At 54.7% G+C, this 26,481-nt stretch carries 21 protein-coding genes and 1 other RNA gene; 10 read left to right on the plus strand and 12 right to left on the minus strand.

Annotated features, from left to right (window positions below):
• The first annotated feature begins 192 nt into the window (after positions 1-192).
• On the plus strand, positions 193-1,617 hold the full coding sequence (locus IT971_RS16530) for a pentapeptide repeat-containing protein (RefSeq protein WP_063094783.1): 1,425 nt from the start codon (positions 193-195) through the stop codon (positions 1,615-1,617).
• Here the strand turns inward: IT971_RS16530 and IT971_RS16535 are convergent.
• The 3 genes from IT971_RS16535 to IT971_RS16545 form a co-directional block, all read right to left on the minus strand.
• Positions 1,592-2,812 (minus strand): aminotransferase class I/II-fold pyridoxal phosphate-dependent enzyme, encoded by a 1,221-nt coding sequence (locus tag IT971_RS16535; protein WP_063094781.1) that lies wholly within the window; start codon positions 2,810-2,812, stop codon positions 1,592-1,594. The genes IT971_RS16530 and IT971_RS16535 overlap by 26 nt on opposite strands.
• Before the next feature lie 28 nt (positions 2,813-2,840).
• Positions 2,841-3,740: a tyrosine-type recombinase/integrase gene (locus IT971_RS16540; RefSeq protein WP_063094739.1), complete on the minus strand. Its 900-nt coding sequence runs from the start codon at positions 3,738-3,740 to the stop codon at positions 2,841-2,843.
• 308 nt (positions 3,741-4,048) lie between these two features.
• Positions 4,049-5,728: an FMN-binding glutamate synthase family protein gene (locus IT971_RS16545; protein ID WP_110252821.1), complete on the minus strand. Its 1,680-nt coding sequence runs from the start codon at positions 5,726-5,728 to the stop codon at positions 4,049-4,051.
• Between the two features lie 188 nt (positions 5,729-5,916).
• Here IT971_RS16545 and IT971_RS16550 point away from each other — a divergent pair, with 188 nt between their 5' ends.
• On the plus strand, positions 5,917-6,963 hold the full coding sequence (locus tag IT971_RS16550) for a serine protease (protein ID WP_063094741.1): 1,047 nt from the start codon (positions 5,917-5,919) through the stop codon (positions 6,961-6,963).
• 112 nt (positions 6,964-7,075) lie between these two features.
• Here the strand turns inward: IT971_RS16550 and IT971_RS16555 are convergent, their stop codons facing one another.
• The 4 genes from IT971_RS16555 to IT971_RS16570 all read right to left on the minus strand — a co-directional run bounded on the left by IT971_RS16555 (position 7,076) and on the right by IT971_RS16570 (position 13,724).
• Complete coding sequence (locus IT971_RS16555) at positions 7,076-10,729, minus strand: hydantoinase B/oxoprolinase family protein (RefSeq protein WP_063094743.1); 3,654 nt, start codon at positions 10,727-10,729, stop codon at positions 7,076-7,078.
• A gap of 68 nt (positions 10,730-10,797) precedes the next feature.
• The gene (locus IT971_RS16560) at positions 10,798-12,099 is read right to left on the minus strand and encodes a TRAP transporter large permease (RefSeq protein WP_063094745.1); all 1,302 of its coding nucleotides are present in this window, start codon (positions 12,097-12,099) and stop codon (positions 10,798-10,800) included.
• A gap of 10 nt (positions 12,100-12,109) precedes the next feature.
• Positions 12,110-12,622 carry a TRAP transporter small permease gene (locus IT971_RS16565; protein WP_007089714.1) on the minus strand — a complete coding sequence of 171 codons (513 nt, stop codon included), beginning with the start codon at positions 12,620-12,622 and terminating at the stop codon, positions 12,110-12,112.
• Between the two features lie 127 nt (positions 12,623-12,749).
• Entirely contained in the window at positions 12,750-13,724 is a 975-nt protein-coding gene (locus IT971_RS16570) for a TRAP transporter substrate-binding protein (RefSeq protein ID WP_063094747.1), read from the minus strand.
• Between the two features lie 259 nt (positions 13,725-13,983).
• Here IT971_RS16570 and IT971_RS16575 point away from each other — a divergent pair, with 259 nt between their 5' ends.
• Complete coding sequence (locus IT971_RS16575; RefSeq protein ID WP_063094749.1) at positions 13,984-14,733, plus strand: SDR family oxidoreductase; 750 nt, start codon at positions 13,984-13,986, stop codon at positions 14,731-14,733.
• A gap of 77 nt (positions 14,734-14,810) precedes the next feature.
• Here the strand turns inward: IT971_RS16575 and IT971_RS16580 are convergent, their stop codons facing one another.
• Together IT971_RS16580 and IT971_RS16585 are read right to left on the minus strand one after the other, a co-directional pair.
• Entirely contained in the window at positions 14,811-15,335 is a 525-nt protein-coding gene (locus IT971_RS16580) for a winged helix DNA-binding protein (protein ID WP_007089717.1), read from the minus strand.
• A gap of 136 nt (positions 15,336-15,471) precedes the next feature.
• Positions 15,472-17,436: a methyl-accepting chemotaxis protein gene (locus IT971_RS16585; RefSeq protein ID WP_063094750.1), complete on the minus strand. Its 1,965-nt coding sequence runs from the start codon at positions 17,434-17,436 to the stop codon at positions 15,472-15,474.
• Between the two features lie 367 nt (positions 17,437-17,803).
• Here IT971_RS16585 and IT971_RS16590 point away from each other — a divergent pair, with 367 nt between their 5' ends.
• From IT971_RS16590 to IT971_RS16610, 5 genes are all read left to right on the plus strand, one after another.
• Entirely contained in the window at positions 17,804-18,616 is an 813-nt protein-coding gene (locus IT971_RS16590) for a TerB family tellurite resistance protein (protein ID WP_110252822.1), read from the plus strand.
• 129 nt (positions 18,617-18,745) lie between these two features.
• Positions 18,746-20,578 carry an ATP-binding cassette domain-containing protein gene (locus tag IT971_RS16595; RefSeq protein WP_037992270.1) on the plus strand — a complete coding sequence of 611 codons (1,833 nt, stop codon included), beginning with the start codon at positions 18,746-18,748 and terminating at the stop codon, positions 20,576-20,578.
• Positions 20,579-20,670: 92 nt separating this feature from the next.
• Entirely contained in the window at positions 20,671-20,853 is a 183-nt protein-coding gene (locus tag IT971_RS16600; protein WP_063094751.1) for a hypothetical protein, read from the plus strand.
• Positions 20,854-21,009: 156 nt separating this feature from the next.
• Complete coding sequence (locus IT971_RS16605) at positions 21,010-21,882, plus strand: DMT family transporter (protein ID WP_007089723.1); 873 nt, start codon at positions 21,010-21,012, stop codon at positions 21,880-21,882.
• A gap of 15 nt (positions 21,883-21,897) precedes the next feature.
• Positions 21,898-22,629, plus strand: coding sequence for an N-acetylmuramoyl-L-alanine amidase (locus IT971_RS16610; protein WP_063094752.1), 732 nt, complete (start codon positions 21,898-21,900; stop codon positions 22,627-22,629).
• Here the strand turns inward: IT971_RS16610 and IT971_RS16615 are convergent.
• Positions 22,623-23,492, minus strand: coding sequence for an ABC transporter substrate-binding protein (locus IT971_RS16615; RefSeq protein WP_037992176.1), 870 nt, complete (start codon positions 23,490-23,492; stop codon positions 22,623-22,625). The two genes, IT971_RS16610 and IT971_RS16615, sit on opposite strands and share 7 nt — an antisense overlap.
• Positions 23,493-23,634: 142 nt before the next feature.
• Here IT971_RS16615 and rnpB point away from each other — a divergent pair.
• Positions 23,635-24,030: RNase P RNA component class A (gene rnpB / locus IT971_RS16620), an RNA gene on the plus strand.
• Between the two features lie 54 nt (positions 24,031-24,084).
• On the opposite strand, the gene IT971_RS16625 is transcribed toward rnpB, so the two are convergent.
• Together IT971_RS16625 and IT971_RS16630 are read right to left on the minus strand one after the other, a co-directional pair.
• A complete protein-coding gene (locus IT971_RS16625) occupies positions 24,085-24,705 on the minus strand; it encodes a pyridoxamine 5'-phosphate oxidase family protein (protein ID WP_063093882.1) in 621 nt (206 codons plus the stop codon).
• Between the two features lie 70 nt (positions 24,706-24,775).
• Positions 24,776-25,348 (minus strand): cysteine hydrolase family protein, encoded by a 573-nt coding sequence (locus IT971_RS16630; RefSeq protein ID WP_063093884.1) that lies wholly within the window; start codon positions 25,346-25,348, stop codon positions 24,776-24,778.
• 99 nt (positions 25,349-25,447) lie between these two features.
• Here IT971_RS16630 and IT971_RS16635 point away from each other — a divergent pair, with 99 nt between their 5' ends.
• On the plus strand, positions 25,448-26,425 hold the full coding sequence (locus IT971_RS16635) for a GlxA family transcriptional regulator (protein ID WP_063093886.1): 978 nt from the start codon (positions 25,448-25,450) through the stop codon (positions 26,423-26,425).
• The last annotated feature ends 56 nt before the right edge of the window (positions 26,426-26,481 follow it).

The raw sequence follows: 26,481 nt of genomic DNA on the forward strand, positions 1-26,481 counted from the left end.
CTGGACAGAGTCCCTATAAGTTGCAGTACACTCTTGCGACAAGATACGCACAACTAGACATCAAACTGTTTCCCTGCAAACAACTTTTAGTATGATTTTTCCCTCAGACTCTCGTAATCTAGAAACCTGACATATAATCAGGGAGTGAAACACTCTCTGAAACAATTACGATAACTAGGAATTATCAGAGATATGAGCGGCGACCAAATTTCTGTTTGGCAAAAATGGGCAGACCAACTGCCACCTATTGATCTAGGCGGCGATATATGGCCTGAAGAAGTAGGCAAGGACATTATTGGCCGTCTGATTTCAGGAGATGTGGATGGTTTCGAGTTCAGCCACAATTTCCAACGATGCTCGTTTAAAATGGCGGTCTTGTCCAACAGCAAGCTGAAGAACGTTGATTTCAAGGATTGTTCGTTTCTTGAGTCAACGTTCATCGGCTGCGACCTTGGTTCTGGATCAACTGTTTCATGCACCTATTCAAAATGTGTTTTCATAGGATGCTCCCTCTCTGATGCAGCATTTCATGAATGTATGTATCTTGAATGCAGGTTCATTGAGTGTGATTTCCGCAGCTCAATGGTGCGGAATTCTCAGATAAAAGAATGCCTTTTTGAGGAATGTAAAACATCGAACAAAGTTTTTGATGGATGCATTTTGTTTAACAATTCATTTAAGAAAACATCAATAGATTTTCGCGCGATCATTGATAATTTCGGATTGGATTGCCGTCAGATTGACCAAGGATTAATTCGAGTTGATCGTAGTTACCCTGAGGCAGAAATATATGAGTTCGATCAGGCGGACAATCACACATCAAAGAGTTCGCAAACGTCCCCCTTTGAATCCCTACGACTAGATTTTTATTTGGCGGAAGGCGAGCTCGAAGGAAGTACAACTCTTGACAAGGTATTTGAGGCAGAAGCATGGCTGTCAATGGTCCGCGCGCCCATAAACTTCATGCGGTTGCTTCAAGACTTCTCAAGTTTTGTTTTATACTTATACGATACTGACAAAGTTCCTGTCCTTATTGTAGTAAAGATGTACGTTCTTACAGATAAAATCTGGTCGTCTTTTCAAGGAGCTCTGGGCAGCGAGCATTTAGCTCAAACCGCGGCAGGCGTAAATTTACAATGCTTGCAACGAATAGAACATCTGGATCGGGCTAGCGACCGGATAGTCGGGAATACACAAGGATCTAAAATTGTTTATCGGTCCTTTGATTGGGCAACTGATGAACAAATAGACGATCTATCAAAAGAATTGGCCGCTTTGTTACCTGAATCCCATTTTTTTATTCGCCCCAGAAATTCGCCAGTGGACATTGTATTCTCCATTGGCAATTCTGCAACGCTTTTGCTTGGAGTTTACCTGTTTTTAAACACCAAAACACGTATTCAACTCGCACAACAAAAGGCGAAAGACGTTGGTCGGGGAAACACCCCGCTCGTGAATCTCGAAATCGGGGGAGCCTCGGGGAAAGAACAGATGAGCCTTGTACATTTCAGCGGAAACTTGCCAAGGGCAGTGACTTTCTGTTTCGAAATCAATTTCAGCTCCACGCTGATTTCACGCATAAAAAATGTCGTCAAAGACGTTCATATAGAGAAGTAGAAAACTTCTGAAATGCAGTACCAGATCGCGTCATGTTCTCGGGAGGAGTGAAATAGTTAATTCGAATAATTTCCCCACTTGCGTCATAGGGAAAATACAAACTTGACCCCCGCACAATCGGTAGCTTTATTTCAACAGCTGTATACAGAAAATATTCTCGAAACTGATCAAAGTCCACGTTGGGGGGGCTGCGAAAATGGGCGGTTGCGAGATAACTGTTTTCTATCGGTGCCAAGGTAATCGGAAGCCCCATAATCATACTCTGCAATGTTTGGTATTGCTGTCTGACATAATTACGTGCTCCTTCGAGAAGAGCCAAGTAACGCATAGGTTTTTTAGCGAGTTCCAACACCAACCTCATTGCAGCAGCATCAATTGCACCTCCGGTGAAATCAACAATCTCCCCCAATAATGGCCTCATGTCGGTTGGATGTAGAATTGTGGCTATTTTCGCAGAGTTCAGCCCCAATCCCTTTGTAAGCCCGCGAACCCGAATAATCTTGACATCCCCATCTAACTCCACCTTGCCAAATGGGCTGGGAGCGGACTGATCTGCCGCTTCATCAACAACAATAATATCTCCTGGCCTCAATGCCTCTCTGAGTTTTAGCAGCTCTTCAGTCTTCCGATTGTAACCCAGTCCGTATCTGGGCTGAGTTATCATCAATGCAACCGGAGCACTCGATATACGATCAATGTCGATAATATCCTGTGGCGTTATTCGATAACCGCTGCTTGGGCTTGCCGGAAATAGCCCGACATTTAGACCAAGCAGTTCAGCCTGCTCTATACCCGCAAAATATGCTGGGAGTTCAAAGATAATCTCCCCTATCCCCATACTCTTGAGCGCCGCCATGATGATTAGTAAGGCGCTTGAAACTCCTGGAGCCAAGGTGAATTCATCTGTGTTGATTAGCTTGCTGTCAAATGCCGCAACAAGACTTGCAATTTGTTGTTTTTCTGTCCAAAGCACATCACCAGTGTCCATCTTATATCCTTTGAGGTGGGAAGCCTCTAAGGACAACTGCGGATATTCATCAGAACATGGGACAACGGTGTCCATAACAGCACCGGGCAATGCGATCCAATCAGCAGACGTAACGGTGGGCCTGAAACGTGTTGCAACCAAGTCGAAATCTTCATCGTAGACCTTTAATTCAGGGTCACGTCTGTTGCGAAGAATGCGGCGGCTCATATCTCTGATAATTCCTAGTTATCAGAATTCATATCCTTCGTGGGCTTGCCATCTCCACGACAGTTCTCAGCTGCCGATCCGAAACATGGGTATAGATTTCGGTTGTCGAAATACTGGCATGTCCCAACAACTTCTGAACAAAACGGATATCAACACCGCGCTCCAGAAGGCGCGTTGCCGCAGTATGACGAAACATATGAGGCGTGACTTTCCGATCCAGTGGAAGTTTGCCAACAAAATCATGGATCATTTTTCGAATGTAGCCTGGGTCAACTTTACCTCCGCCAGACGAAAAAAGCAGCCCCGTGCCACGCGCGCCATGACGGGACCTCAACGTCATGTAAACAGTGATCTGCTGGTGCAGTTCTGAATCGACAATATAAACGTTACGTTCCCGGTTCCCTTTGCCCCGGATACGAATATTGCCAGCCTCCAAATCAATATCACCAACCGTTATGCTACAAAGCTCACCAACCCGTATCCCTGTTGCCAGAAGAAGCTCTAGCGATAGGGCCAAAGTCGCCAGTTCTGGATTATCTTGTCCCACCCTGCGCAGTTCGCTGGTTTCAAAAATTAACCTGAGTTCTGCCGAGGTCAGATTCCGTGGTAGTTTCCGGGGCAAACGCACCAACGTGTGCAGCTTGTGGAATGGATTTTCATCCAGTCGCTCCTCTTGCTCCAACCAACGAAACATCGCACGCAGACAAGCTACGCGACGTTTGACACTGGCTGGAGCCAAGTTTCGCGTGCGCATATCTTCAACCCAGGCCAAGATTGAGTGCTTTTCAAACGGGTTTCTTCTGCCACTTCGGCTGAACCACAATCGATAATCTTTCAAATCCCGATCATAAGCTCTAAGCGTATGACGCGACAGGTCCTTAAAGCGGCAGTGGACCATAAAGTCATTAATGACGTCTAGCAGTTTCATACGCAATTCTCCCAATCATTAGAAAATGAGAAATTGCAACAAAACCCTTAAAAATCATGCCTCTATAATAGAAAAACCCTGAACAAGAAATATGCTTACTGCCAAATGGTTTAGGGAATTAAGCAAGACCTGTAACAATTACTCTGGCAGCTTCTCAATATGGAAATTACCCCAAAACTCCGAAAGACACTGTTACACCGAGGCGCTTGCAGCACCAGCATACCATCCATAAATTGCTGAGCATGATATCTTGCGCATTGCTCACGTCGTTAAATATCGTAGATCAAGGTCATCTAGATATCCTCTCCCTACTGCGCTGCCCGCTCCCCTGCGATATTCGCATGGCGTTTGAACGGCCCGAACGGAATTTCGGACGGCGCAAAGGTTTCCGCCGATGCCCGGTCCCAGCGCGAATACCAGTCATGCAGCCCCTCGATCTCCGGCCCGCCGGAAACAAGGAACCCTTCGGGCAGGTAGGGATAGGCTTCGTTGCCATCCAGGAACTCGTTATCCTTCTGGCGCACCATGAAGTGATAGGGCATGAAATTGCGCGGATCGGTCAGGCCCGCAGCCCCGGTAATTTCGGCCAGCGCATGCATGGTATTATGATGGAACCGCGCCACCCGGTCGCTTTTGTCACCCACATTAAGGGCCCGCTGGCGCAGCGGGTCCTGGGTTGCAATGCCGACCGGGCAATGGTTGGTATGGCATGACTGCGCCTGAATACAGCCCAGCGCAAACATATACCCCCGCGCCGCATTGCACCAGTCCGCACCAAGCGCCAAGGTCTGCGCGATGTCAAACGCCGAAACGATCTTGCCCGCCGCACCGATCTTGATCTGATCACGCACACCAGCACCGCGAAGGGCATTGTGAACAAATGTCAACCCCTCGCGCATCGGCATGCCGACCCGGTTGGCAAATTCAACCGGGGCCGCACCCGTACCGCCTTCCTTGCCGTCGACCACGATGAAATCGGGCAGAATACCGGTTTTCAGCATCGCCTTGACGATGCACATAAACTCGCGCCGATGCCCGATACACAGCTTGAACCCGACCGGCTTGCCGCCCGAAAGATCGCGCAGCTTGGCGATGAATTCCATCAGGCCGACGGGGGTGGAAAACGTGCTGTGCGCGGCAGGCGAAATGCAATCAATCCCCATCGGGATGCCGCGTGCCTCGGATATTTCCGGGGTGATTTTGGCGGCGGGCAACATGCCGCCATGGCCGGGCTTGGCCCCCTGGCTCAGCTTTACCTCGATCATCTTGACCTGCGGGTCGGATGCGGTCTCGGCAAAGCGTTCCTCGGAAAAAGTGCCGTCGTGGTTGCGGCATCCGAAATACCCCGACGCCACCTGATAAATCAGATCCCCGCCACCTTCGCGGTGATACCGGCTGATGCTGCCCTCACCGGTGTCATGGGCAAAGCCGCCCTTTTTCGCCCCCTTGTTCAGCGCCAGAATGGCATTGCCCGATAACGAGCCAAAACTCATCGCCGAAATATTGTAAAGGCTGGCGTCATAGGGCTGCTTGCAGGCCGCCCCGCCGACCCGAACCCGAAAATCGATATCGGTGATGCTGGTCGGCGTGACCGAATGGGTCAGCCACGCATAGCCGGAACCATACACATCCTCGATCGTGCCAAACGGGCGCTTGTCCTCGACCCCCTTGGCACGCTGATAGACAAGCCCGCGCGACTGGCGGCTGAACGGCACCTCGTCCTGATCGCTTTCGATCATATATTGCCGGATTTCCGGGCGGAAACTTTCAAGGATAAACCGGATATGCCCGCTAACCGGATAGTTGCGCAGGATCGAATGCCGGGTCTGGCGCAAATCAAACCAGCCGACCACCATCAACGCGCCAAAGACCACCACCGGCACCCAGAACCAGACATCGACCGCAGCCGCACAGATCAACGAGGCAAAAGTCAAAAGCGTCACACCGGCCAGAACCGCATAACGCTGATTCAAAATCAGAAACTTCACAGTGATCTATCCCATCCAATGGTGCGGGGAGTGTTGAATGCGGTTCCCGATCCTACCTTCTTATGCCGCCGCCGTCAGGGTGAAATCGACATGCACGGCATCATGCTGTACTTGAGAAATTCATTTAAACAAATCACAATTGTTAAAAGGAAGAACATATAGAAAAAAATAAAATCATCGAGGCATCAATGGAAGATATTAACCTTCAGCTAAATAGCACAAACAAAACCGACATCGAATTTGAAATCTGCGGCTTAGCTCGTGTATTTTCAAATCAGTTATTTGAAAAGCAAATACCAGAATTTCGCGACTTCACTCCGACTAAGAACTGCTACAGCTTCTTTTCTCACATAAGTGAGGATGGATGGGTAGCCATCCGAATCACCTACGATGATCGCATGCAAATGATTGTCGGGCCAAAGCATGACAAAAAAGATACGGAGATTGTTTCTAAAATAGCAAAAACAAACAAATTCATTTCTCCAGAGGAACTGCACAATAATTTAGATGAAAAATGGATATCATATTCAACATTCAGCTACATAGGCCCGTATAAGGAAAGAAAAATATCTGAAGAGCACTTTATATCCCACGTAATTTACTGGCTAAACACATACGTCATACCTCAACTAGACGACATCAACAAAAAGAGAGTTCTAAGAGCCATTCCGACTCCGCCAGAGTACGACATAAAAAGTATTTTCCAATCAATGTGGGTTTTAGAGTGTGAAAATGAATTAATTCAAGGAACCGCCTTCGAGATAAGCGAAAAAACATTCGTAACTTGTGCTCATGTTCTTGGATCAAACACCAAGGCCTTCCGATATGATGAACCGTCAAAGAAGTACGCCGTTGAAGTTATTTCCCAGAATGAGGCAATTGATTTAGCCACAATCCGAATATTCACTGACCACAGCCAGCCCATAGAGACCGGGGACTCTACCAAACTAGTATACATGGATCATATCTTGCTGGTCGGACATCCAAATTATCGCCTAGGAGACAAACCTATAATTAGCCCAGGCCTCATTACCGGTTTTCGACGCAAATCAGGTATCACTCGATTTATAACTAATGCCCCCATTGTCCGAGGAGCGAGTGGCGGTCCAGTCTTAAACGCTTCAAATCAAGTCATTGGTGTCGCGGTAACTGGAGCTGAAACTTTGAGTGAAACAGCCAACACTGAAGACCTTGGCGTAATACCAATTGAGGCTATTGATCTGATGCATCCATAAAAAAACCGCCGGTTTCCCGGCGGCTGCAAGTCTGACAAGTAACATCCTGTCGGGAACACCCCGTGATGAGGGGCGGGTGTTCCCGGATGTCCTGTCGCTCTGGATCGTGTGATCAGGCTTTGCCGTAACCGCCGCCACCCGGCGTTTCGATGATGAAGACATCACCGGGATACATGGTCGCGCCATCGGTTCCCTTAAGTTCCTCGACCGTGCCGTTGGTGCGTTCAATCGCATTGCGGCCAAGTTTGCCCGGTTCCCCGCCGCCAACGGCCTGAACCGGCACGCGACGGTGGTTGGACAGGATCGATGCGGTCATTTCTTCAAGGAAGCGAACCCGGCGTACCGTGCCGTCCCCGCCCTTGTGCTTGCCCGCACCGCCGGAACCCTTGCGGATGCCAAAGCTTTCCAGCATCACCGGGAACCGCCATTCAAGCACTTCCGGGTCGGTCAGGCGCGAATTGGTCATGTGCGAATGCACACCCGACGTGCCATCATAATCCGGCCCGGCACCCGTCCCGCCACAGATGGTTTCGTAATACTGGTGCGTATCATTGCCCCAGGTGAAGTTGTTCATCGTGCCCTGCGCACCCGACATCACGCCAAGTGCAGCATACAGCGTATCGGTAACATGCTGCGATGTTTCAACGTTCCCGGCGACCACGGCGGCCGGATAACGCGGGTTCAGCATCGATCCTTCCGGCACGATCAGATTGACCGGCTTCAGGCACCCGGCATTGAGCGGAATGTCATCATCAACCAAGGTGCGGAAGACATAAAGAACTGCCGCCCGCGTCACCGCCGACGGTGCGTTGAAGTTGTTATCAAGCTGATCGGACGTACCGGTAAAATCAACCGTGGCCGAACGGGTTTCCTTATGGATCGTGACCTTGGCTTTCACCACCGCGCCATTATCCATTTCATAGGAAAACTCGCCGTCTTTAAGCACGTCAATCACACGACGAACGCTTTCCTCGGCATTGTCCTGCACATGGCCCATATAGGCATGCACAACATCAAGCCCGAAGTGATCGACCATCTTGCGCAATTCCTGCACGCCCTTTTCATTGGCGGCAATCTGGGCGCGCAGATCGGCAATGTTCTGATACGGGTTACGTGCCGGATATTTCGCCCCTTCCAGAAGCGCGGTCAAACCGGCCTCGTCAAATTTGCCCTGATCAACCAGTTTGAAATTGTCGATCAGAACGCCTTCTTCCTCAAGGATACGGGAATTTGGCGCCATCGAGCCCGGGGTGATCCCGCCAACATCGGCATGGTGGCCACGCGATGCGACATAGAACAGGATTTCCTTGCCATCATCACCAAACACCGGCGTGATCAAGGTAATATCGGGCAGGTGCGTCCCGCCGTTATAGGGATCGTTGAGCATATAAACATCGCCGGATTTCATTTTCCCGGCATTGTTTTCCATGACAGCCCGAACAGACTCACCCATCGATCCAAGATGGACCGGCATATGTGGTGCGTTGGCAATCAGAAGACCTTCCTGATCAAACAGCGCGCACGAGAAATCAAGCCGTTCCTTGATGTTGACCGAGTATGACGTGTTGGCAAGGGTGACCCCCATCTGTTCGGCAATATTCATGAACAGATTGTTGAACACCTCAAGCATCACCGGATCGGCCTGCGTGCCAATCGCTTCCGACCGTTTGAGCGGCACAACACGCGTCAACACAAGATGATCCCGGCCATTTACCTTGGCCTCCCAACCCGGATCAAGCACCGTGGTGCCGACCGGCTCGACAATCACCGCCGGGCCGCGCACGGTGACACCCGGTTTCAAATCTTCGCGTTTATAGAACGGCGTATCTTCGGATTTACCATCAAACACCACCTTGCGGGTGGCAAGCGGATCGGGTTTCACACCATCCTTGGCAACTTCGGTTTCGGCATCGGGCAGGCCTTGGGTTTCACCAATCGCCTCGACCGCGACGGCTTCGACCACCAACGGCTTTTCGTCCATGACAAAGCCGTAACGCTGCTTGTGCTGTTCTTCGAACTGCGCCTTGATCGAGGCAACATCACCGAAATCAACGATCAACGGATTATCCGTACCGTCATAACGCAGATGCAGCTTTTTCAGCATGCTGATCTTGCTATCCCCAATGCCCTGCTCATGCAGCTCGCCACGCGCCTCAAGTGCTAGCGCATCAAGGCTTTCATCAAGCCCCGCAAGGGCAGACGTTTCAAGCTTCGCCTCGACCGCCTGTTCGCGCATTGCGCGGATATCGGCAAGCCCCATGCCATAGGCCGACAGAACCCCGGCAAACGGATGGACAAACACGCGTGTCATGCCCAGCGTATCGGCCACCTGGCAGGCATGCTGCCCGCCGGCCCCGCCAAAGCATTGCAGGATGTAATCGGTCACGTCATAGCCGCGCTGAACCGAAATCTGCTTGATCGCGTTCGCCATGTTTTCGACAGCAATCCGAAGGAACCCTTCGGCGACTTCTTCAGGCGTGCGGACCTGACCGGTGGCTTCCTTGATCTTGAGCGCCATGTCGGCAAAGCCCGCCTTGACCGCATCCGCGTCAAGCGGCTCGTTGCCTTCGGGGCCAAACACATTCGGGAAGAATTCCGGCTGAACCTTGCCCAGCATGACATTGATATCGGTCACTGCAAGCGGCCCGCCACGGCGATAGGCCGCCGGTCCGGGATTGGCACCGGCACTGTCCGGGCCGACACGGAAACGCGCACCATCGAAATGCAGGATCGACCCGCCACCGGCCGCAACCGTATGGATTTTCATCATCGGGGCGCGCATGCGCACACCGGCAACCTGGGTTTCGAAATCGCGTTCATATTCGCCGTCATAATGCGAAACGTCGGTCGATGTGCCGCCCATATCAAAACCGATGACCTGATTAAAGCCATCCATTTCGGCGGTCCGCACCATGCCGACAACACCGCCCGCCGGGCCGGACAATATCGCATCCTTGCCCTGGAACTTCGCGGCATCGGTCAGCCCGCCATTGGACTGCATGAACATCAGCTTCACACCGCCCAATTCACCGGCAACCTGATCAACATAACGGCGCAGGATCGGCGACAGATAGGCATCAACAACCGTGGTATCGCCACGCGACACCAGTTTCATCAACGGACTGACCTGATTGCTGACCGATACCTGGGTAAAGCCGATCTCACGTGCGATTTCAGCCGCCGCATTTTCATGGGCGGTATAACGATAGCCATGCATGAACACGATGGCACATGCCCGGATGCCGTCATCAAAGGCGGCCTGCAAGTCACGGCGCAGGTTTTCACGATCAAGGGCTGTCAGTTCCGTGCCCTGCGCGTCAAAGCGGCCATCGGCCTCGATCACGCGCTCATACAGCATTTCCGGCAGCCTGATATTGCGATCAAACAGCTTCGGGCGGTTCTGATAGGCAATGCGCAACGCATCGCGGAAACCGGTCGTGGTCACCAGAACCGTGCGGTCGCCTTTGCGTTCCAGAAGCGCATTGGTCGCAACCGTCGTGCCCATCTTGACGGCTTCGATTTTCTCGGCCGGGATTTTCTCGCCCGCCGGAACGTCAAGCAGTTCGCGAATGCCCTGAATGGCGGCATCGGCATAACGTTCAGGGTTTTCCGACAGCAGCTTGTGCGTCAGAAGGCTGCCATCGGGCTTGCGCGCGACAATATCGGTAAAGGTACCGCCACGGTCGATCCAGAACTGCCATTTCGGCTGTCCGGTGGTCTGATCAGTAGTCTGCGAAGCGGGCGAATTTTGGGTGTGCGAAGCCATGATGCTTACTCCTTCAGCATCGTATTCAAACAAATCTTGCGAATGCGCCGACCGTTAAACGGCGCGGGTCAGCCGTTCATTTTCTGCGGAAGCCAGGTGGCGATTTCGGGGAAGACCGTAATCAGCAAAACCGCCAGCAAAAGCAGGAAGAAGAACGGCAGGGAAGCCCGTGCAATGGAAAACAGGTTTTTGCCCGTAAGCCCTTGCAGAACGAAAAGGTTGAAACCGACCGGCGGGGTGATCTGCGACATTTCGACCACCAGCACCACATAGATGCCAAACCACAAAAGATCGATCCCGGCGGCCTGCACCATCGGCAGGATCACCGACGTGGTCAGAACCACCACCGAAATCCCGTCAAGGAAGCAGCCCAGCACGATAAAGAACACCGTCAGCGCGGCAAGCAACGCATAGGGCGAAAGGTTCATTTCCGCGATCCATGCCGCAAGCTCACGCGGAATGCCGGTAAAGCCCATGGTGACGGTCAAAACCGCCGCCCCGGCAAGGATGAAACCGATCATGCACGATGTGCGCGTCGCCCCCATCAGGCCGTCGATAAAGCTTGCCCGGTTCAGCGACCCGCTGATGGCCGACAGGATCAGCGCACCGACCACGCCAAAGGCCGCGGCCTCTGTCGGGGTGGCAATCCCGCCATAGATCGACCCGATCACGCTGGCAATCAGCACGATCACCGGGATCAGGCGGCCAGATGCCCGGACCTTTTCCATAAAGCCCATATCCGGCCCGGCAGGCGGCATCTTGTCCTTGTTTAGCGTCGCCCAGATCATGACAAAGCCCATGAACAGGATGATCAGCATCGCACCGGGCAGAATGCCGGCAATAAACAGACGCGCAATCGAAAGCTCCGCCGAAACGCCATACACGATCAGGATGATCGAGGGCGGGATCAGAAGCCCAAGCGTGCCGGAACCGGCCAGCGTGCCAAGGATCAGCCGGTCGGCATAGCCCTGCTTGCGCAGTTCCGGGATCGACATCCGGCCAATCGTGGCCGCCGTCGCCGCCGACGAACCCGATACGGCGGCAAAAATCCCGCAGCCCAGAATATTGACATGCAGCAACCGCCCCGGAAGCTTGTTTAACCAAGGTGCCAGGCCGGTAAACATATCCTCGGACAGCCGCGACCGAAACAGGATTTCACCCATCCAGATAAACAGCGGCAGCGGTGCCAGCGACCAGCTTGCAAGCCCCGACCACGCGGTCGTCGCGATGATCGGTCCGGTCTGCGCGCTGGTGAAAAATTCAAGTCCGATGACACCGACCGCAAATAACGACAATGCCACCCAAAGCCCCGCCCCCAGAAACAGGAACATCAACCCCATAAGGATCAGGCCGATTTCAAGTACTTCCATGACCGTCCCCCTATTCCGTCAGTTCGCTGGTTTCGCGCGTGGCAAAGACGGGCGCACGACCGCGCGCCACATCAAACAATGCTTCAAGCATGGCGATGGTAAAAACAATCAACCCGAACGCCATCGCCGCTTGCGGGATCCACAATGGAAAGGCCAGAACACCGGGCGACGTATCGCCATAGGAAAAACTTTCCTCGGCCAGCACGGCCATCCAATAGGCGAAATACCCGCCAAGAAAACTTGCCAGCGCCAGCGTGATGCTCTCGATCCCCCGGCGCAAACCGCCCTTAAGGTGCGATAACACAATCAGAACCCGGATATGGGTGCCCGCCCGAAGGGCCGGACCAAGGGCCAGGAACGTCCCCGCCGCAAGCGAGAACCCGGCAAGCTCGTTGGCATCATGCACGGCAATTCCGACAAACCGGCCCAGCGACGACGCCAGGATCAGCAATGCGATGGCAACCAGAAAAATGGCTGCTAACCCCGCACTGAATTTGAACAAATAATCTAATGATCTGCGCACAGCAGTCCCCTTTCCGCCCGCGGGATTTCCCAGTGGTGGCTGACAATACGGACAGTCATATCATGAATTTCGGCGGGGCGTCCCGATCCGGGCGTCTTCACCCGGATCGGAAAAGTCGGTTCGTCGCTTACTTTTTATAAGCGTCGATGATGGCGGCACCGGCATCACCGGCTTCTGCCTGCCAATCGGCAACCATCTGTTCGCCAACCTTGGCCAGACCGGATTTCAGCGCGTCGCTCGGTGCGGCAACATTCATGCCGTTATCGGCCAGAACCTTTTTCTTCTCGTCGGTTTCGGCCATGCTCATTTCCCAGCCGCGCGTTTCGGCTTTGGCGGCGGCGTCCATGACGGCTTTCTGTACTTCCGGCGACAGACCGTCAAATGCCTTGGCATTGACGATCACCATGTTTTTCGGAAGCCATGCCTGAACGTCATAGAAATTCTGCACAAAGTCCCATGCCTTGGAATTCGCACCGGTCGAGGGCGAGGTCATCATCGCTTCGACAATGCCGGTCGCAAAGGCGGTCGGGATTTCCGGCACTTCAACCTGGGTGCCGACCATGCCGGTCAGGTCTGCCAGTTTCGACGTTGCCGAGTTATAGGCACGGAACTTCATGCCTTTAAGGTCATCAACCGTGCTGACGGGCTTGGCGGTATAAAGACCCTGTGCCGGCCATGCGACCGCATAAAGGACCTTAAGGCCATCACCGGCCAGTTTTTCTTCAATCGCCGGGCGCGATGCTTCCCAAAGCTTTTTGGCTTCGTCATAGCTGGTCGCAAGGAACGGGATCGCGTCAACGCCGTAAATCGGGTCTTCATTCGACAAAAGCGAAATCAGGGTTTCACCGGCCGGAACCAGACCGCGCTGCACCGAACGTTTGATGTCGGGGTGCTTGAACAGCGAACCACCGGAATGAACGGTGATGTCAAGCTCACCGCCGGTCGCTTCTTTCACGTCCTTGGCAAATTCGATGATGTTCTGGGTGTGGAATGTCGCGTCCGGATACGGGGTCGCCATATCCCATTTTTCGGCTGCCATGGCAAAACCGGCCGACATGGTCATCGCGGCAACTGCAACGGTGGAAAGTGCCTTTTTAAGCATCAGTCAAGTCTCCCTGTGTGTGATGAGGCCGACATGCATTTTTTCGCGCATCTCGTGACTCCGAAGTAGCCTCCCAACAGAACGGTCACATTTTACTGATAAATTGTCAATGTTATTTCATGGCTGATATGCAAAATGCGGGAAACGACGCAGGATATTTTATCGGCATTGACCCGCCAGAGCGCGCCATCAATATGATATTCCTCGATTTATGGCCGTGTGCTAGGCTCCGCGCAAATAACAAACAGGGAGAAAGCCCGTGCATGATCTTTCGGGGAAATCAGTCTGGATTACCGGTGCCGGCAGCGGCATCGGCGAGGCAATCGCAAAATCGCTTGCCGCGGCGGGTGCGCATGTCGCCCTGTCCGCACGGCGCGAAGAAACACTTCAGCAGGTCGCAGACACGATCACGTCAGAGGGCGGAAAGGTCGAAATCCACCCGCTTGATATCAGCAACAGCGATCAGGTCCTTGATGCCGCCCGGAATATCAAAAATTCCATGGGCTCGGTCAATGTCCTGATCAATTGCGCGGGCATGAACACCCCCAAACGGCATTGGCGCGATCTTGATATTGCCGACTGGCACCGCATCGTCGCGGTCAATCTCAATGGTGTGGCGAACACGGTTTGCGCAACCCTGCCCTTCATGCGTGATCAACAGGACGGACTGATCATCAATATCGCGTCATGGGCGGCAAAGCATGAATTCCCCGTCGCGGGCCCGGCCTATGTCGCGTCAAAACGCGGCGTTGTCGACCTGTCGCACAGCATCAATCAGGAAGAAATGCACAACAATATCCGTTGCTGCTGCATAAGCCCCGGCGAAGTCGCCACCCCGATCCTTGACCAACGCCCCGTCCCGATCAAAGAAGACGAACGCGCCCTGATGCTAAAACCCGACGATCTGGCCGATATGGTCGCCTATGTCGTCGCCGCCCCGGCACGGGTTTGCTTCAACGAAATCATCATGTCCCCGACCCATAACCGAACCCTTCTGCCGCAGCCCTAAAACGCAGACATGAAAAAGGCAGCCCCGATACCCATCGCGCTGCCCTTTGTCTGCTCTTCAGAAACTCTGGAAGTCAATCACATCGCACTCGCCGCACGCGATGCCTGATCATACACGCCCGAAATCGCGCGCAGCGTCTTGGCCACATCGCCGACTTCCTCGTGATTGACGCCCAGTCGCTGGAACGTCTCCACCAGACAGGCTTCGCGCACCTCGCGGTATTTCTCGCACATCGCGCGGCCGTCCTTGGTCGTCGAATAATGCACTTCCTTGCCGCGCTTGATCCCGTCAACCAGTCCCAGCTTGCGCAGTTTCTTAAGCGAATAATTCACCAGATGGCTGTCTTCGACATTCAGAACGAAACAGACCTCCGACAGGCTTTTTTCCCGCTCGCGTGAATTGACGTTATGCAGAACAAGGATATCAAGAACCGAAACATCGGGCATGCCCGCCGCCCGCATGCACCGCACCATCCAGCGGTTAAACGCATTGCCCGACAGGATCAGGGCAAATTCAAGCTCGGAAAGCTCGGCCGCGCGTTCCGAAACAAGATGTGACGATGATACGATACGTGGTTTGTCGGTCCGTGGTGTGTCGGTCATGCGGCGTTCCTGAAATCCCGTTGTTAACTTTCGCGATGCGCTTTGCGGCATTCACTTATACGCTTTGTCGGGATTTTATCGCAAAAAAAGCAGCCCGGACAAGGCCGGGCTGCACATTAATGTCGACATTTCACCGTCAAAGTGATCGCATGCGTTCCAGGAACCCGTCAATCTGACCGCGCAAATGACCGCTTTGCGTGCCAAGATTATCGGCCGAACCATGCACGTCATTGGCGGCAACATTGGTTTCGGCGACTGCTGCCGATACGCCCTGCATGGCGGCTGATATTTCCTCGGTCCCGGCGGCGGCCTGTTCGACATTCTGCGAAATCTCGCTGGTCGCGACCGTCTGCTGTTCGACTGCGGCGGCAACGGCCGATGCCCGTTCACTGATGTCGGAAATCATCCGCACGATTTCATCAATCGCCTCAACCGCCAATCCGGTCGCCTGCTGGATACCGTTAATCTGGCTGGTGATTTCATCGGTGGCCTTGGCCGTCTGGTTGGCAAGGTTCTTGACCTCGCTTGCCACAACCGCAAACCCCTTGCCGGCATCACCGGCACGTGCGGCCTCGATGGTGGCATTAAGCGCCAGAAGGTTGGTCTGCCCGGCGATATCGCTGATCAGGCCAATGACCTCCCCGATCTTGAGCGCGGCATCATTCAGCCCCTGAATGTTTTCATTGGTATGGCGCGCACGCTCGGTCGCGGATTGCGCCATGTTCGATGTTTCGCTGACCTGACCGGAAATCTCGTTGATGGATGCCGCAAGCTCGGTCGCCGCCGTCGCGACAAGCTGTACATTCGCCGATGCTTCCTCGGTCCCCGATGACACCGCCAAGGACTGGTTTGCCGCAGTATCCGCACTTTTGCGCAGCACATTTGACACTTGATGCAGCTGGTCAACGGCACCGCCAACCTCGGCCATGACAGCCACCACCGCCTGATCAAACTCGCGGATATACCGCTCCTGGGTTTCCAGACGTTTACGGCGGCGTTCATCCGCCTCGCGCTGGGCGGCTTCAAGCTTGACACGTTCAATACCGTTTTCACGGAACACCAGAACCGCCCGGCCCATCTCGCCGATCTCGTCGGCCCGATTGACTTCATTGATGTCGACATCAAAGTCGTTATGCGCCAACCGCGTCATCTTTGTCGTCAGCCCGGCTATCGCGCGCACAATTGCTTTTGACAGCAATACGGACAGCACCAGCAACGCCAACGCCCCCACAACAAACATCACCACCGTCGTCATCAGGCTACGCTGCGAAATGGCGTTTGCCTCCGCCTTCTTCGTGGCTGCGATGGCCGCTATATCGGCACTAAGCTGTTCCAGAACCGGTTCTGCCGCAGCGTAATAGTCGCTCAGCTTGCCCAATTCTTCCTCGCGCTGAAGGATCCCCGCCGCCAGCGCCTTGAAATCCGTCACATAGGATTTCATCAGATCGGCAATCTTTTGCTTTTCCGCAGCAGGAATACTGTCGGCGGCGGTCAATGCCGGACCAAATTCCGCCAGACGGTCATCAATGCGCGCAACATATTTCGGATCAATCCGCGCCAGGAAATCCTTCTCGTGGCGGCGCATCATCAACATGATGATTGTCAGCTTGTCGGCCTTGTACTGGTCCAGCGCTTCCTCGACATTGTGAACCGATGCGCGCAGACTGCCAAGCAGGCCACTTTCTTCATTCAAGCCGATTTTCTGTTGCAAATCAGCGATGATTTCGAATTGCGCCGCATAATTGTCAAAGGACGTCGCAATGGACGAAATTTGACCATCAAACGGATCAAGGGCCGGATCATCTGACAGCTTTTTCAAATCGGACTGAACAATCGCAACCGTTTCTGCATGGTCGGCGGCGTATTTTTCATCCAGCCGCAGCAGAAAGTCTTTTTCACGCCTCCGGGCGTTCAGGAATTCTCGGGCGATCCCATCAACGATCAATCGGTCATCGACGGCTTCCTCGGCAGTCGTTTCCGCAGTTTGACGCTGATAATCCGCGACAAACAGGACCATGGCAACGATCGCAAAAATAGAAAGCGCAGCTAAACCTATCAACGAAATCTGATAGATCAGCTTCATGCGCGACAAAAAGCTCATTACGAATCTCCCAAGAGACTTATATTCAACAGGACACTAACCCTAGGTATAGTACTATACACTTTGGTATAGCAGGTCACGCGTTTTCCGCCCTATTGCCCTGCATCTGATGCATGAGTGCTATCTTGGGCTGCACCTGTGCCTTTTCATCTCCGGTTGGGTTACCGTTTTGTTACAATGGTGCATGCCGGACGGAAAGACGCCACTTGCCAAGGCCTCAGACCCTTGAAAGGACGCGACATTTACCCCCTGCCGCCACCGCGCCCGGTACACTGCAACGATTCCCTGAATGAAAAGACTGGCTTCCTGCTTCACCTGTACTATCTAATGCGCTTTGCCTGTCGGCATCTGGCCGATACGGCGATAAATGAATGTCCTTTTCGCAACCAAGAGCCTGATCAGAAGTATGAGCATCTGGGGTAAAATCATCGGCGGCACTGCGGGCTTTGCCCTTGGCGGGCCGCTTGGCGCCATTCTGGGGGCGGCGGCCGGTCATGTCGTCGACAGGATCAAGCACAATATCCGCACCGCCCGCATTGGCGGCTATAGCGGCAGTACACAGGGCAGCTTCCCCGGCGGGCAGGATGCGCGTCAGGTCGCCTTTGCCACCGCCGTTGTCGTCCTGTCGGCCAAGATGGCCAAGGTCGATGGCGTGGTGTCGCGTGATGAAATCAACGCCTTCAAGCGCGTGTTCCACATCCCGCCGGGCGAGGAAAAGAATGTCGGTCGCCTGTTTGACATGGCGCGCAAATCATCCGACGGCTTTGAACCCTACGCCCGGCAGATCGCCCTTCTGTTCCGCGGCGAACGTGCTTTGCTCGAAGGCATCCTCGAAGCGCTTTATCAGATCGCGATGGCCGATGGTGCCCTGCACCCGGCCGAAAAGGACTTCCTGCACAAGGTCGCAACCATTTTCGGCTTTGCCGATATTGATTTTGATCGCGTGCATCATGCCTATACCAGCCCCGGCGGCCCCGATCCCTATGAACAGCTTGGGCAGGGCCGCGATGCCAGCGACGATGACCTCAAGGCCGCCCATCGCAAACTGTCGCGCGAAAACCATCCCGACACCCTGATCGCCAAGGGCATGCCGCCCGAATTCATCGAACAGGCAAATCACAAGATGGCCCGCATCAATGCCGCCTGGGATCAGATCCGCAAGGAACGCAATATCCGCTAGGGTCACGCCCTGATAACAGCCACTTGCGACGCACCCCTGCCCTGCATGCAATGATTTCCCTTGCAAGATGCCGCGATTTGCGGTTTGCAGGGGGCCAGTTTTCATGACCTCAAGCTTATCGGTTTTTCCATGGCGCCACCGCTGATCAATATAAACGATATCCGTCTGACCTTTGGCGGCAACGATCTGTTTTCCGATGTTTCCTTTGCCATCGGTGATCGGGATCGCCTGTGCCTTGTCGGGCGCAATGGCGGCGGGAAATCGACCCTGCTTAAAATCATCGCTGGCGAAATCGAAGCCGATGGCGGCGAACGCTTCGTTCAGCCGGGCTGCAAGATCGCCTATCTCAATCAGGAACCGAAATTCGACGGCTTCGCGACGGTCGAGGAATATGTTCTGTCCGCACTCGACGAACATGAAATCGATTATGCCTATCGCGTCTATATGCTGCTGGACTCGGTCAATATCGATCCGCAGGCCGACCCGACCAAACTCTCGGGCGGCGAAGGCCGCCGGGCGGCAATCGCGCGCGCGCTGATCGCCGATCCGCAGGTTCTGTTGCTTGACGAGCCGACCAACCATCTTGACCTGCCGACCATCGAATGGCTTGAGGGCGAGATCAAAAACTTCCGCGGTGCGGTTGTCGTCATCTCGCATGACCGCGCCTTCCTGAACGCGATTTCAACCGGCATCCTGTGGATTGATCGCGGCGTCATGCACCGCACCGATCAGAACTTCTCGAAATTCGAAGAATGGTCCGAGGAAATCTTCCGCAAGGAAGCCGAAGAACGCGCCAAGCTTGATAAACTGATCGCCCAGGAAACCGTCTGGTCCGTGCAGGGCATCTCGGCGCGTCGCAAACGCAACCAGGGCCGTCTGCGCCGCCTGTGGGACATGCGCGAAACCCGGTCGCAGCAGATCGAACGCATCGGCAATGTGTCGCTGGCGGCTGACGCCGGCAGCACCTCGGGCAAGGTCGTGATCGAGGCCACCGACATCACCAAATCCTTTGGCGACAGAACGATCCTGACCGGTTTCTCGACCCGTATCCTGCGCGGCGACAAGGTCGGCATCATCGGCCCGAACGGGGCGGGCAAAACCACCCTGCTTAAAATGCTGACCGGGCAACTTGAACCCGATAGCGGCACGATCAAGATCGGCACCAACCTCAATGCCAGCTATTTCGATCAGAAACGTGCGGCCCTTGATGACAATATGACCCTGTGGGATACGTTGTGCGATATCGGCGGCGATCAGGTCATGGTGCGCGGCAATCCGCGCCATGTCGTAAGCTATCTGCGCGATTTCCTGTTCGACGAAAAACAGGCGCGCAGCCCCGTTGGCGCCCTGTCGGGTGGGGAACGCAACCGGCTTTTGCTGGCCAAACAGCTTGCCAAGCCGACCAACCTTCTGATCATGGACGAACCGACCAACGATCTTGATATGGATACGCTTGATCTGTTACAGGAAATGCTGGCCGATTACGAAGGCACGCTTTTGCTCGTCAGCCACGACCGTGACTTCCTGGATCGCGTCGTGACATCCTCCATCGTGATGGAAGGCAACGGCATCGCCACCGAATATCCCGGCGGCTATTCCGATTATATCGCGCAACGCAAACTGTCCGCCGCCCCGGCTGTCGCCGAGGAAAAGCTGGGCAGCACATCGGGCAAAGGCGGCAAAAAATCCGTCTCGTCACAGGCCGCCAAGCCCAAACCGACCGGCAAGATGAGCTACAAGGACCAGCGCGAATACGACAATCTGCCCGGCCAGATCGCCAAGCTTGAGGCCGAGATTGCCGAAATCGAAGCCGCCCTGTCCGATGGCAGCCTGTTCACCAAGGACCCGGATGCCTTCCAGAAAAAGGTCGACCGCATGGCAGCGGCCCGTGCCGAACTCGAAGCGGGCGAAGAACGCTGGCTCGAACTCGAAATGCTCCGCGAGGAACTCGGGCTGTCATAAGCCCGGGACCGCCGCCCAAAGGCTGGCCACACCACTTGCAGCTTTTCGACTGAAACCGTAATCTTCTGACGGAACATTACGGGGAAATCGGCATGCGCGGCACGGTAAAACAGGATGCAATCGACGCGATTTCGAGGCTTCCCGATGATGCCAGCATGGATGACATCATGTATCAGCTTTACGTGCTGAAAAATATCCGCTGCGGGCAGGATGACATCGCATCGGGCAAATGCCATGACATGGACCAAGTAAGGGCCAAGCTTAACTCTTGGTAACCAATGCTTTACGGCACTATTCGGATCGGTCACAATTTACCCGACAACTGAAAACAATTCACTTGTCGGGTTGCTCTTTCCATCCGATGAAGGGGCATACCGATAAACCCGCAAACGCGCCACCAGCGCCGATGCGCTTTGCCGAAAGCCCCTGCCATGCCCCTCAAAGCCGTTCTGATGGCCCTGTCCGTTGCCGTGATCTGGGGCGTCAATATGCTGACCGTCAAAGGCGCGGTCAGTGAAATACCGCCCCTGATGCTGACCGCGATCCGTTTTGGATCGGTTGCGATCCTGCTTTTGCCCTTCACCAAAATGCCGTCTGGCCGCTTTGGCCGTCTCGCCATTCTGTCGGTCATCTTTGGCACCGGCCATTTCGGCGTGCTGTTCTTTGCGCTTTCGATGCTTGATGCCGGGCCGGTGGCGATTATCGTTCTGCTCGGTGTGCCGTTCTCCTCGATGCTGGCGACCTATTTCTTCAATGACCGGCTGGGTTGGAAACGGCTTTCGGGCATGACACTGGCCTTTGTCGGGGTGATGATCATGTTCTGGGACCCGACCATGACCGACCTGCAATTGCCCCTGTTGCTGGTGGTCTTTGCCGCCTTCATGTGGGCGGTTGCCAATGTCATGATCAAAAAACTCGGCAATATCGATACCTTCCAGCTTAATGGCTGGATGGCTTTGATGGCTGCCCCGCAATTGCTGATCCTCTCGCTGTTCCTCGAACCGGCTGCGGTTGAGGCGGTGTTCAATGCAAGCTGGGTCGCATGGGCCAACACGAGTTTCACCGTCGTGATGTCGTCCATCGTGGCCTATGGCTTCTGGTATCATTTGCTGAAAACGCAGGATGTGAATGTGGTGGTGCCGTGGTCGTTGCTGGCCCCGGTGATCAGTGTCGCCGGATCGTTCATTGTCTTTAACGAACCGATCAGCACCCTTAAAATCATCGGCGGCCTGACGGTTCTGGCCGGGGTTGGCGTGATCATGCTGCGCAAACCGCCGCAGCAACAGGAACAGGGAATGGACTAGGCCGCAATGCCCACAATGTCTGCCGGAAATGACGACCTCAAGAACCACATCATCGCCCGCCCCTCGCCCAATTGCGGCGACAGGCCCGGTGATGGTGCGGGGGACCGCAAGGTCGATATCCTCGTCCTGCATTATACCGGCATGCAAAGCGGTAAGGCCGCGCTGGATCGTCTGTGCGATCCGACGGCCTCGGTCTCAAGCCACTATCTGGTCGAGGAAGACGGCACCATTTTCCGTCTGGTGGACGAGGATAAACGCGCCTGGCATGCCGGGCGCGGTCAGTGGCAGGAATGCGATGATGTGAATTCCAATTCCATCGGCATCGAAATCGTCAACCCGGGTCATGAATTCGGCTATCGCGCCTTTCCCGATATTCAGATCGATGCGGTGATCGCGCTATGCCGCGATATCCTGACCCGTCATGATATCAGGCCTGATCGCATCATCGCCCATTCCGACATGGCCCCGGACCGCAAGGAAGACCCCGGCGAACTTTTCCCATGGGATCGTCTGGCGGCAAACGGCATCGGCCTGTGGCCCACGGCGGACATCACGATAATGGATGAAACCTGCACCGAAACCGAATTCGATGCGATGCTCGACCGTCTGGGATATGGCCCGAATGACGCGCTTAAACGCCGCATCGCCTTTCAGCGTCACTGGCGGCCTGCCGATATTTCGGGGAAGGTGGACGGAGAATGCGCCGCAATTTTGCGCGCATTGCTCGATAAAGCCGGACTTTACTGAACGATCAGGCCACCCGGATTGGCAATCGGCACATCCGATAACCCGACATAGCGGGCAAAACCGACCCGGCTAAAGCCAAGATGCCGGTGATAGATACCATCCACCACCCCGGTCAGAAGCCCGCGCGCCATTTCCCGGTCAAAATCGTTCAGCACCGGTGCCAGATCGGACCGCAGGCTCAAATACCGCTCCTCAATCTCGACCGCAGGCAAAAGCACCTTGAACCCCGTCAGGCTTTTCTGATCCCCACCAGCAAAACGCAGAAAGGCCAGATCGCTAAACAGCACATCGACATGGTGCCGTTTAAGCATCTCGAACCCCTTGGCATATTCGGCAACTTCCACCGGATGCATGGTTTCGTTGGCAAGGATTTCCGCCGGATAGGACTGCCCGATCACTTTAAGCCAGTTGGTGTTATCAAGGCTGCGCACGCCCTGATAGGTCCCAAGACAAAAGCCCGAATTGACCACGGCCACCGTCACCTTGCTAACCAGGGACTGGGACGATATCACAAGCCCGGTTTCATCAGCCTTGGCAAGATCATCAAGCAAAACGCCATCCACCGCCCCCTGCCGCAGCGAGAAACGGCACCGCGCCATCGGCATCGCGACAAAACTGACGGAATGCCCGGCATTTTCAAGGAACCGGGTCGCCAGATCCACCGCAAGCCCGCGCGCAACACCCTGATCGTCATAGGCATAAGGCGGCCAGTCGTCATAGCACAGACGCACGTCTTTCGCCTGCGCCCCAAAAGACACAGCACAAAAGATCAATATTGCGCCTGAAATCCAAAGCGCCGCACGCATGGCCAATCCTTCAAATGAAAATCCGGCATCATCAATATGAGCCTGAAAACACGACATACCCCCTTAGGAGGGATATGGCAAACCCGCAGTTTTCCGGGCTTCCATGCGTTTTTGGCATGGTTCGGATAACGATCGTATAAGTCCCTGTACAAACTGCTTTTTCTTGACGACGGGGTCAATGTCACCTACATCACGCCCACCAGATGGCCGGATGGCCGCCCCGGTTCTTCGGAACGGGGGAGGAAAGTCCGGGCTCCATGGAAATACGGTGCCAGTTAACGGCTGGCGGGGGCGACCCTAGGGAAAGTGCCACAGAAAGCAAACCACCTGATCGCGCAAGCCATCAGGAAAGGGTGAAAGGGTGCGGTAAGAGCGCACCGGTCCTTCAGCAATGCGGGACGCATGGTAAACCCCACCGGGAGCAAAACCTAATAGGAATGGTCGGCCGGATGCTTCGGCATTGTCGGCAGGCGGGTTTCCGCGCCACCATTCGGGTTGGTTGCAGGAGGCGTCCGGCGACGGGCGTCCCAGATGAATGGCCATCCAGTGCGGTTCGCCGCATGGACAGAACCCGGCTTACAGGCCATCTGGTCTATTTTCTTTTTTGCCCGATATGACATCGGCGGGGACATGCCCCGCCGTGAATGCCTTAACCGCGTTCGGCGATGGATTGCGCGAAATACTTATCGGCATCTTCCTGGGTGCCAACGTCGAAACTCGCTGCCGTCTGATCCTTGATGATCTTGCCAAGGGTCGGCATCACCTTGCGATCCACCTGGCTATCAATGCTCCAAAGCTTGGAGCGCATCAACGATTTCGCACAATGCAGGAACGCTTCCGCGACCCGGATTTTGATCACCGTGATCGGCAGTTTTGGCGTATCGGCAAAATGCGCCAGCAATGCCGGATCATTATGGATTTCCGCCGTGCCATTCACACGCAGCGTATCGTTGAAACCGGGCACGAAAAACAGCATCCCGACATTCGGGTTTTCAATGATGTTCGATAACGTATCAACGCGATTGTTGCCCGGACGATCCGGCATCAGAAGCGTATTGTCATCAAGCACCTTGATAAAGCCCGGCCCGTCGCCGCGCGGGCTGACATCGGCATTGCCCTTGGCATCGGCCGATGAAATCACTGCAAAGGGTGCCAGTTCGATAAAATGCCGGCAATGCGGGTCAAGTTTCGTCAATGCCTTGGCAACCGCCAATTCCATCGGCATTCCGTAAATCTCGCGCAGCTTCTCGGCAGTATCGATCTTGGTCATGGGGCAAACCTTTTCAGGGGACGATTATGATGGTGACGGGCGGCAAAACTGCGTCAAGCCAGAACGCAAGTCAATCGCAATCCCCCCCGATCACCTGATCTGTCGTGCAAACTTTGGCAAACTCGCCGTTCAAACTCGCCAGCGCCACATCATGCACAAGATCGGCACCAAACACCCGCCCATCGGGCAATTTGCGCTCAAACGCAAAACAGGCATCACTGACAATCGTCACCTCAAAGCCAAGGTTCGCCCCCATCCGCGTTGTCGTATTCACGCAATGATCGGTCGATATCCCGCAACAAACGATCTGATTGATCCCCCGCGCCCGCAAATCGGCCTCAAGGCTCGTTCCGATAAACGCCGAATTGACCTGTTTGCCATAAACCGCCTCACCATCCTTCGGTGTGGCAAACTCAATGAATTCATGCCCCGGATGATCGGGATGCAGGCGCGATATCGGGGTTGTTGAATCATGACGCACATGAATAACCGGCGCGCCCTTTGCCCGCCAATGCGCCAGAAGCGCCGCGCCATTGGCCTCCGCCCCCGGATTATTGCGCTGCCCCCAATAATCCAGATCGGCAAAACCCTGCTGCCAGTCAATCAGGATCAGGGCGGTATTTGCGGTTTTGGTTTCGGTCATTCTCAATCTCTCCGGCGCGGTTGAATGTTGGCCCTAGATTATCCGATCCCCGAATGGCATAAATGACAACCACCCCTCATTTCAGGACAAAGCCCCTTGATGCCCCGGCTGCCCCACCTCATCGCTTTCATCCTCACCCCGCAAACCGTGATGCTTGATGTCACCGGCCCCTTACAGGCGTTTCACGAGGCCCGCGATCCGGCAACCGGCACCCCGCTTTATCGCACCATATTGGCCTCAAGCCACGGCGGCCCGATCATGACCGATACCGGCATCGCATTGGATACCGTCGCCCTTGCCGATCTTGATCCGGGTGAAATCGACACCCTGATCGCCGCCGGGTCCGATGAAATGCTTGATGCGCTGGGTGATGCCAATCTGATCGGCTGGCTTGAAAAATATCGCGCTCAAATCCCCCGCATCGGGTCGGTCTGTATCGGGGCGTTTATTCTCGGCGCTGCCGGGATGCTTGATAATCGCGCCTGTGTGACGCACTGGCGCTGGTGCGACCGTCTGCAGGCCATGTTCCCGCAAAGCCGTGTCGCCCCCGATCCGATTTTTGTCCGCGATGGCCCGGTCTGGACCTCGGCCGGGGTAACAACCGGGATTGATATGGCGGTCGCGATGATCGAACAGGATCTTGGCCGTGACGCCGCCCTTGCCGTGGCGCGCAGCCTGATCGTCTTCATCCGCCGTCCCGGCGGCCAGTCACAATTCAGCCTGCCGCTTGAACATCAGGCCAATGACAGCACCGGGCGCTTTGACGATCTGCATGGCTGGATCACGCAAAACCTTCAAACCCGCCTTGCGGTCGAAGACCTCGCCGAACAGACGGGCATGAGCCCGCGCAACTTTTCACGCACCTACAAATCCGCCACCGGCCTGAGCCCGGCGCGCGCAGTCGAACTGATGCGTCTCGAAGCCGCAAGAACCGCCCTTGAACAAACCGACAAACGCATCAGCCAGATCGCGCTTAATTGCGGCTTTGGCGATGACGAACGCATGCGCCGCTGCTTCGTCAAACATCTGGGCGTGGCACCGACAGAATATAGACAGCGATTCTCAACTAATGATTGATTATTTTGATTAAAAATGAAATCTTTGGATGCCATTTCATCCTAAGGACCAATCAT

The sequence above is a fragment of the Thalassospira sp. B30-1 genome (assembly GCF_015767575.1).
GTDB lineage: Bacteria > Pseudomonadota > Alphaproteobacteria > Rhodospirillales > Thalassospiraceae > Thalassospira > Thalassospira xiamenensis.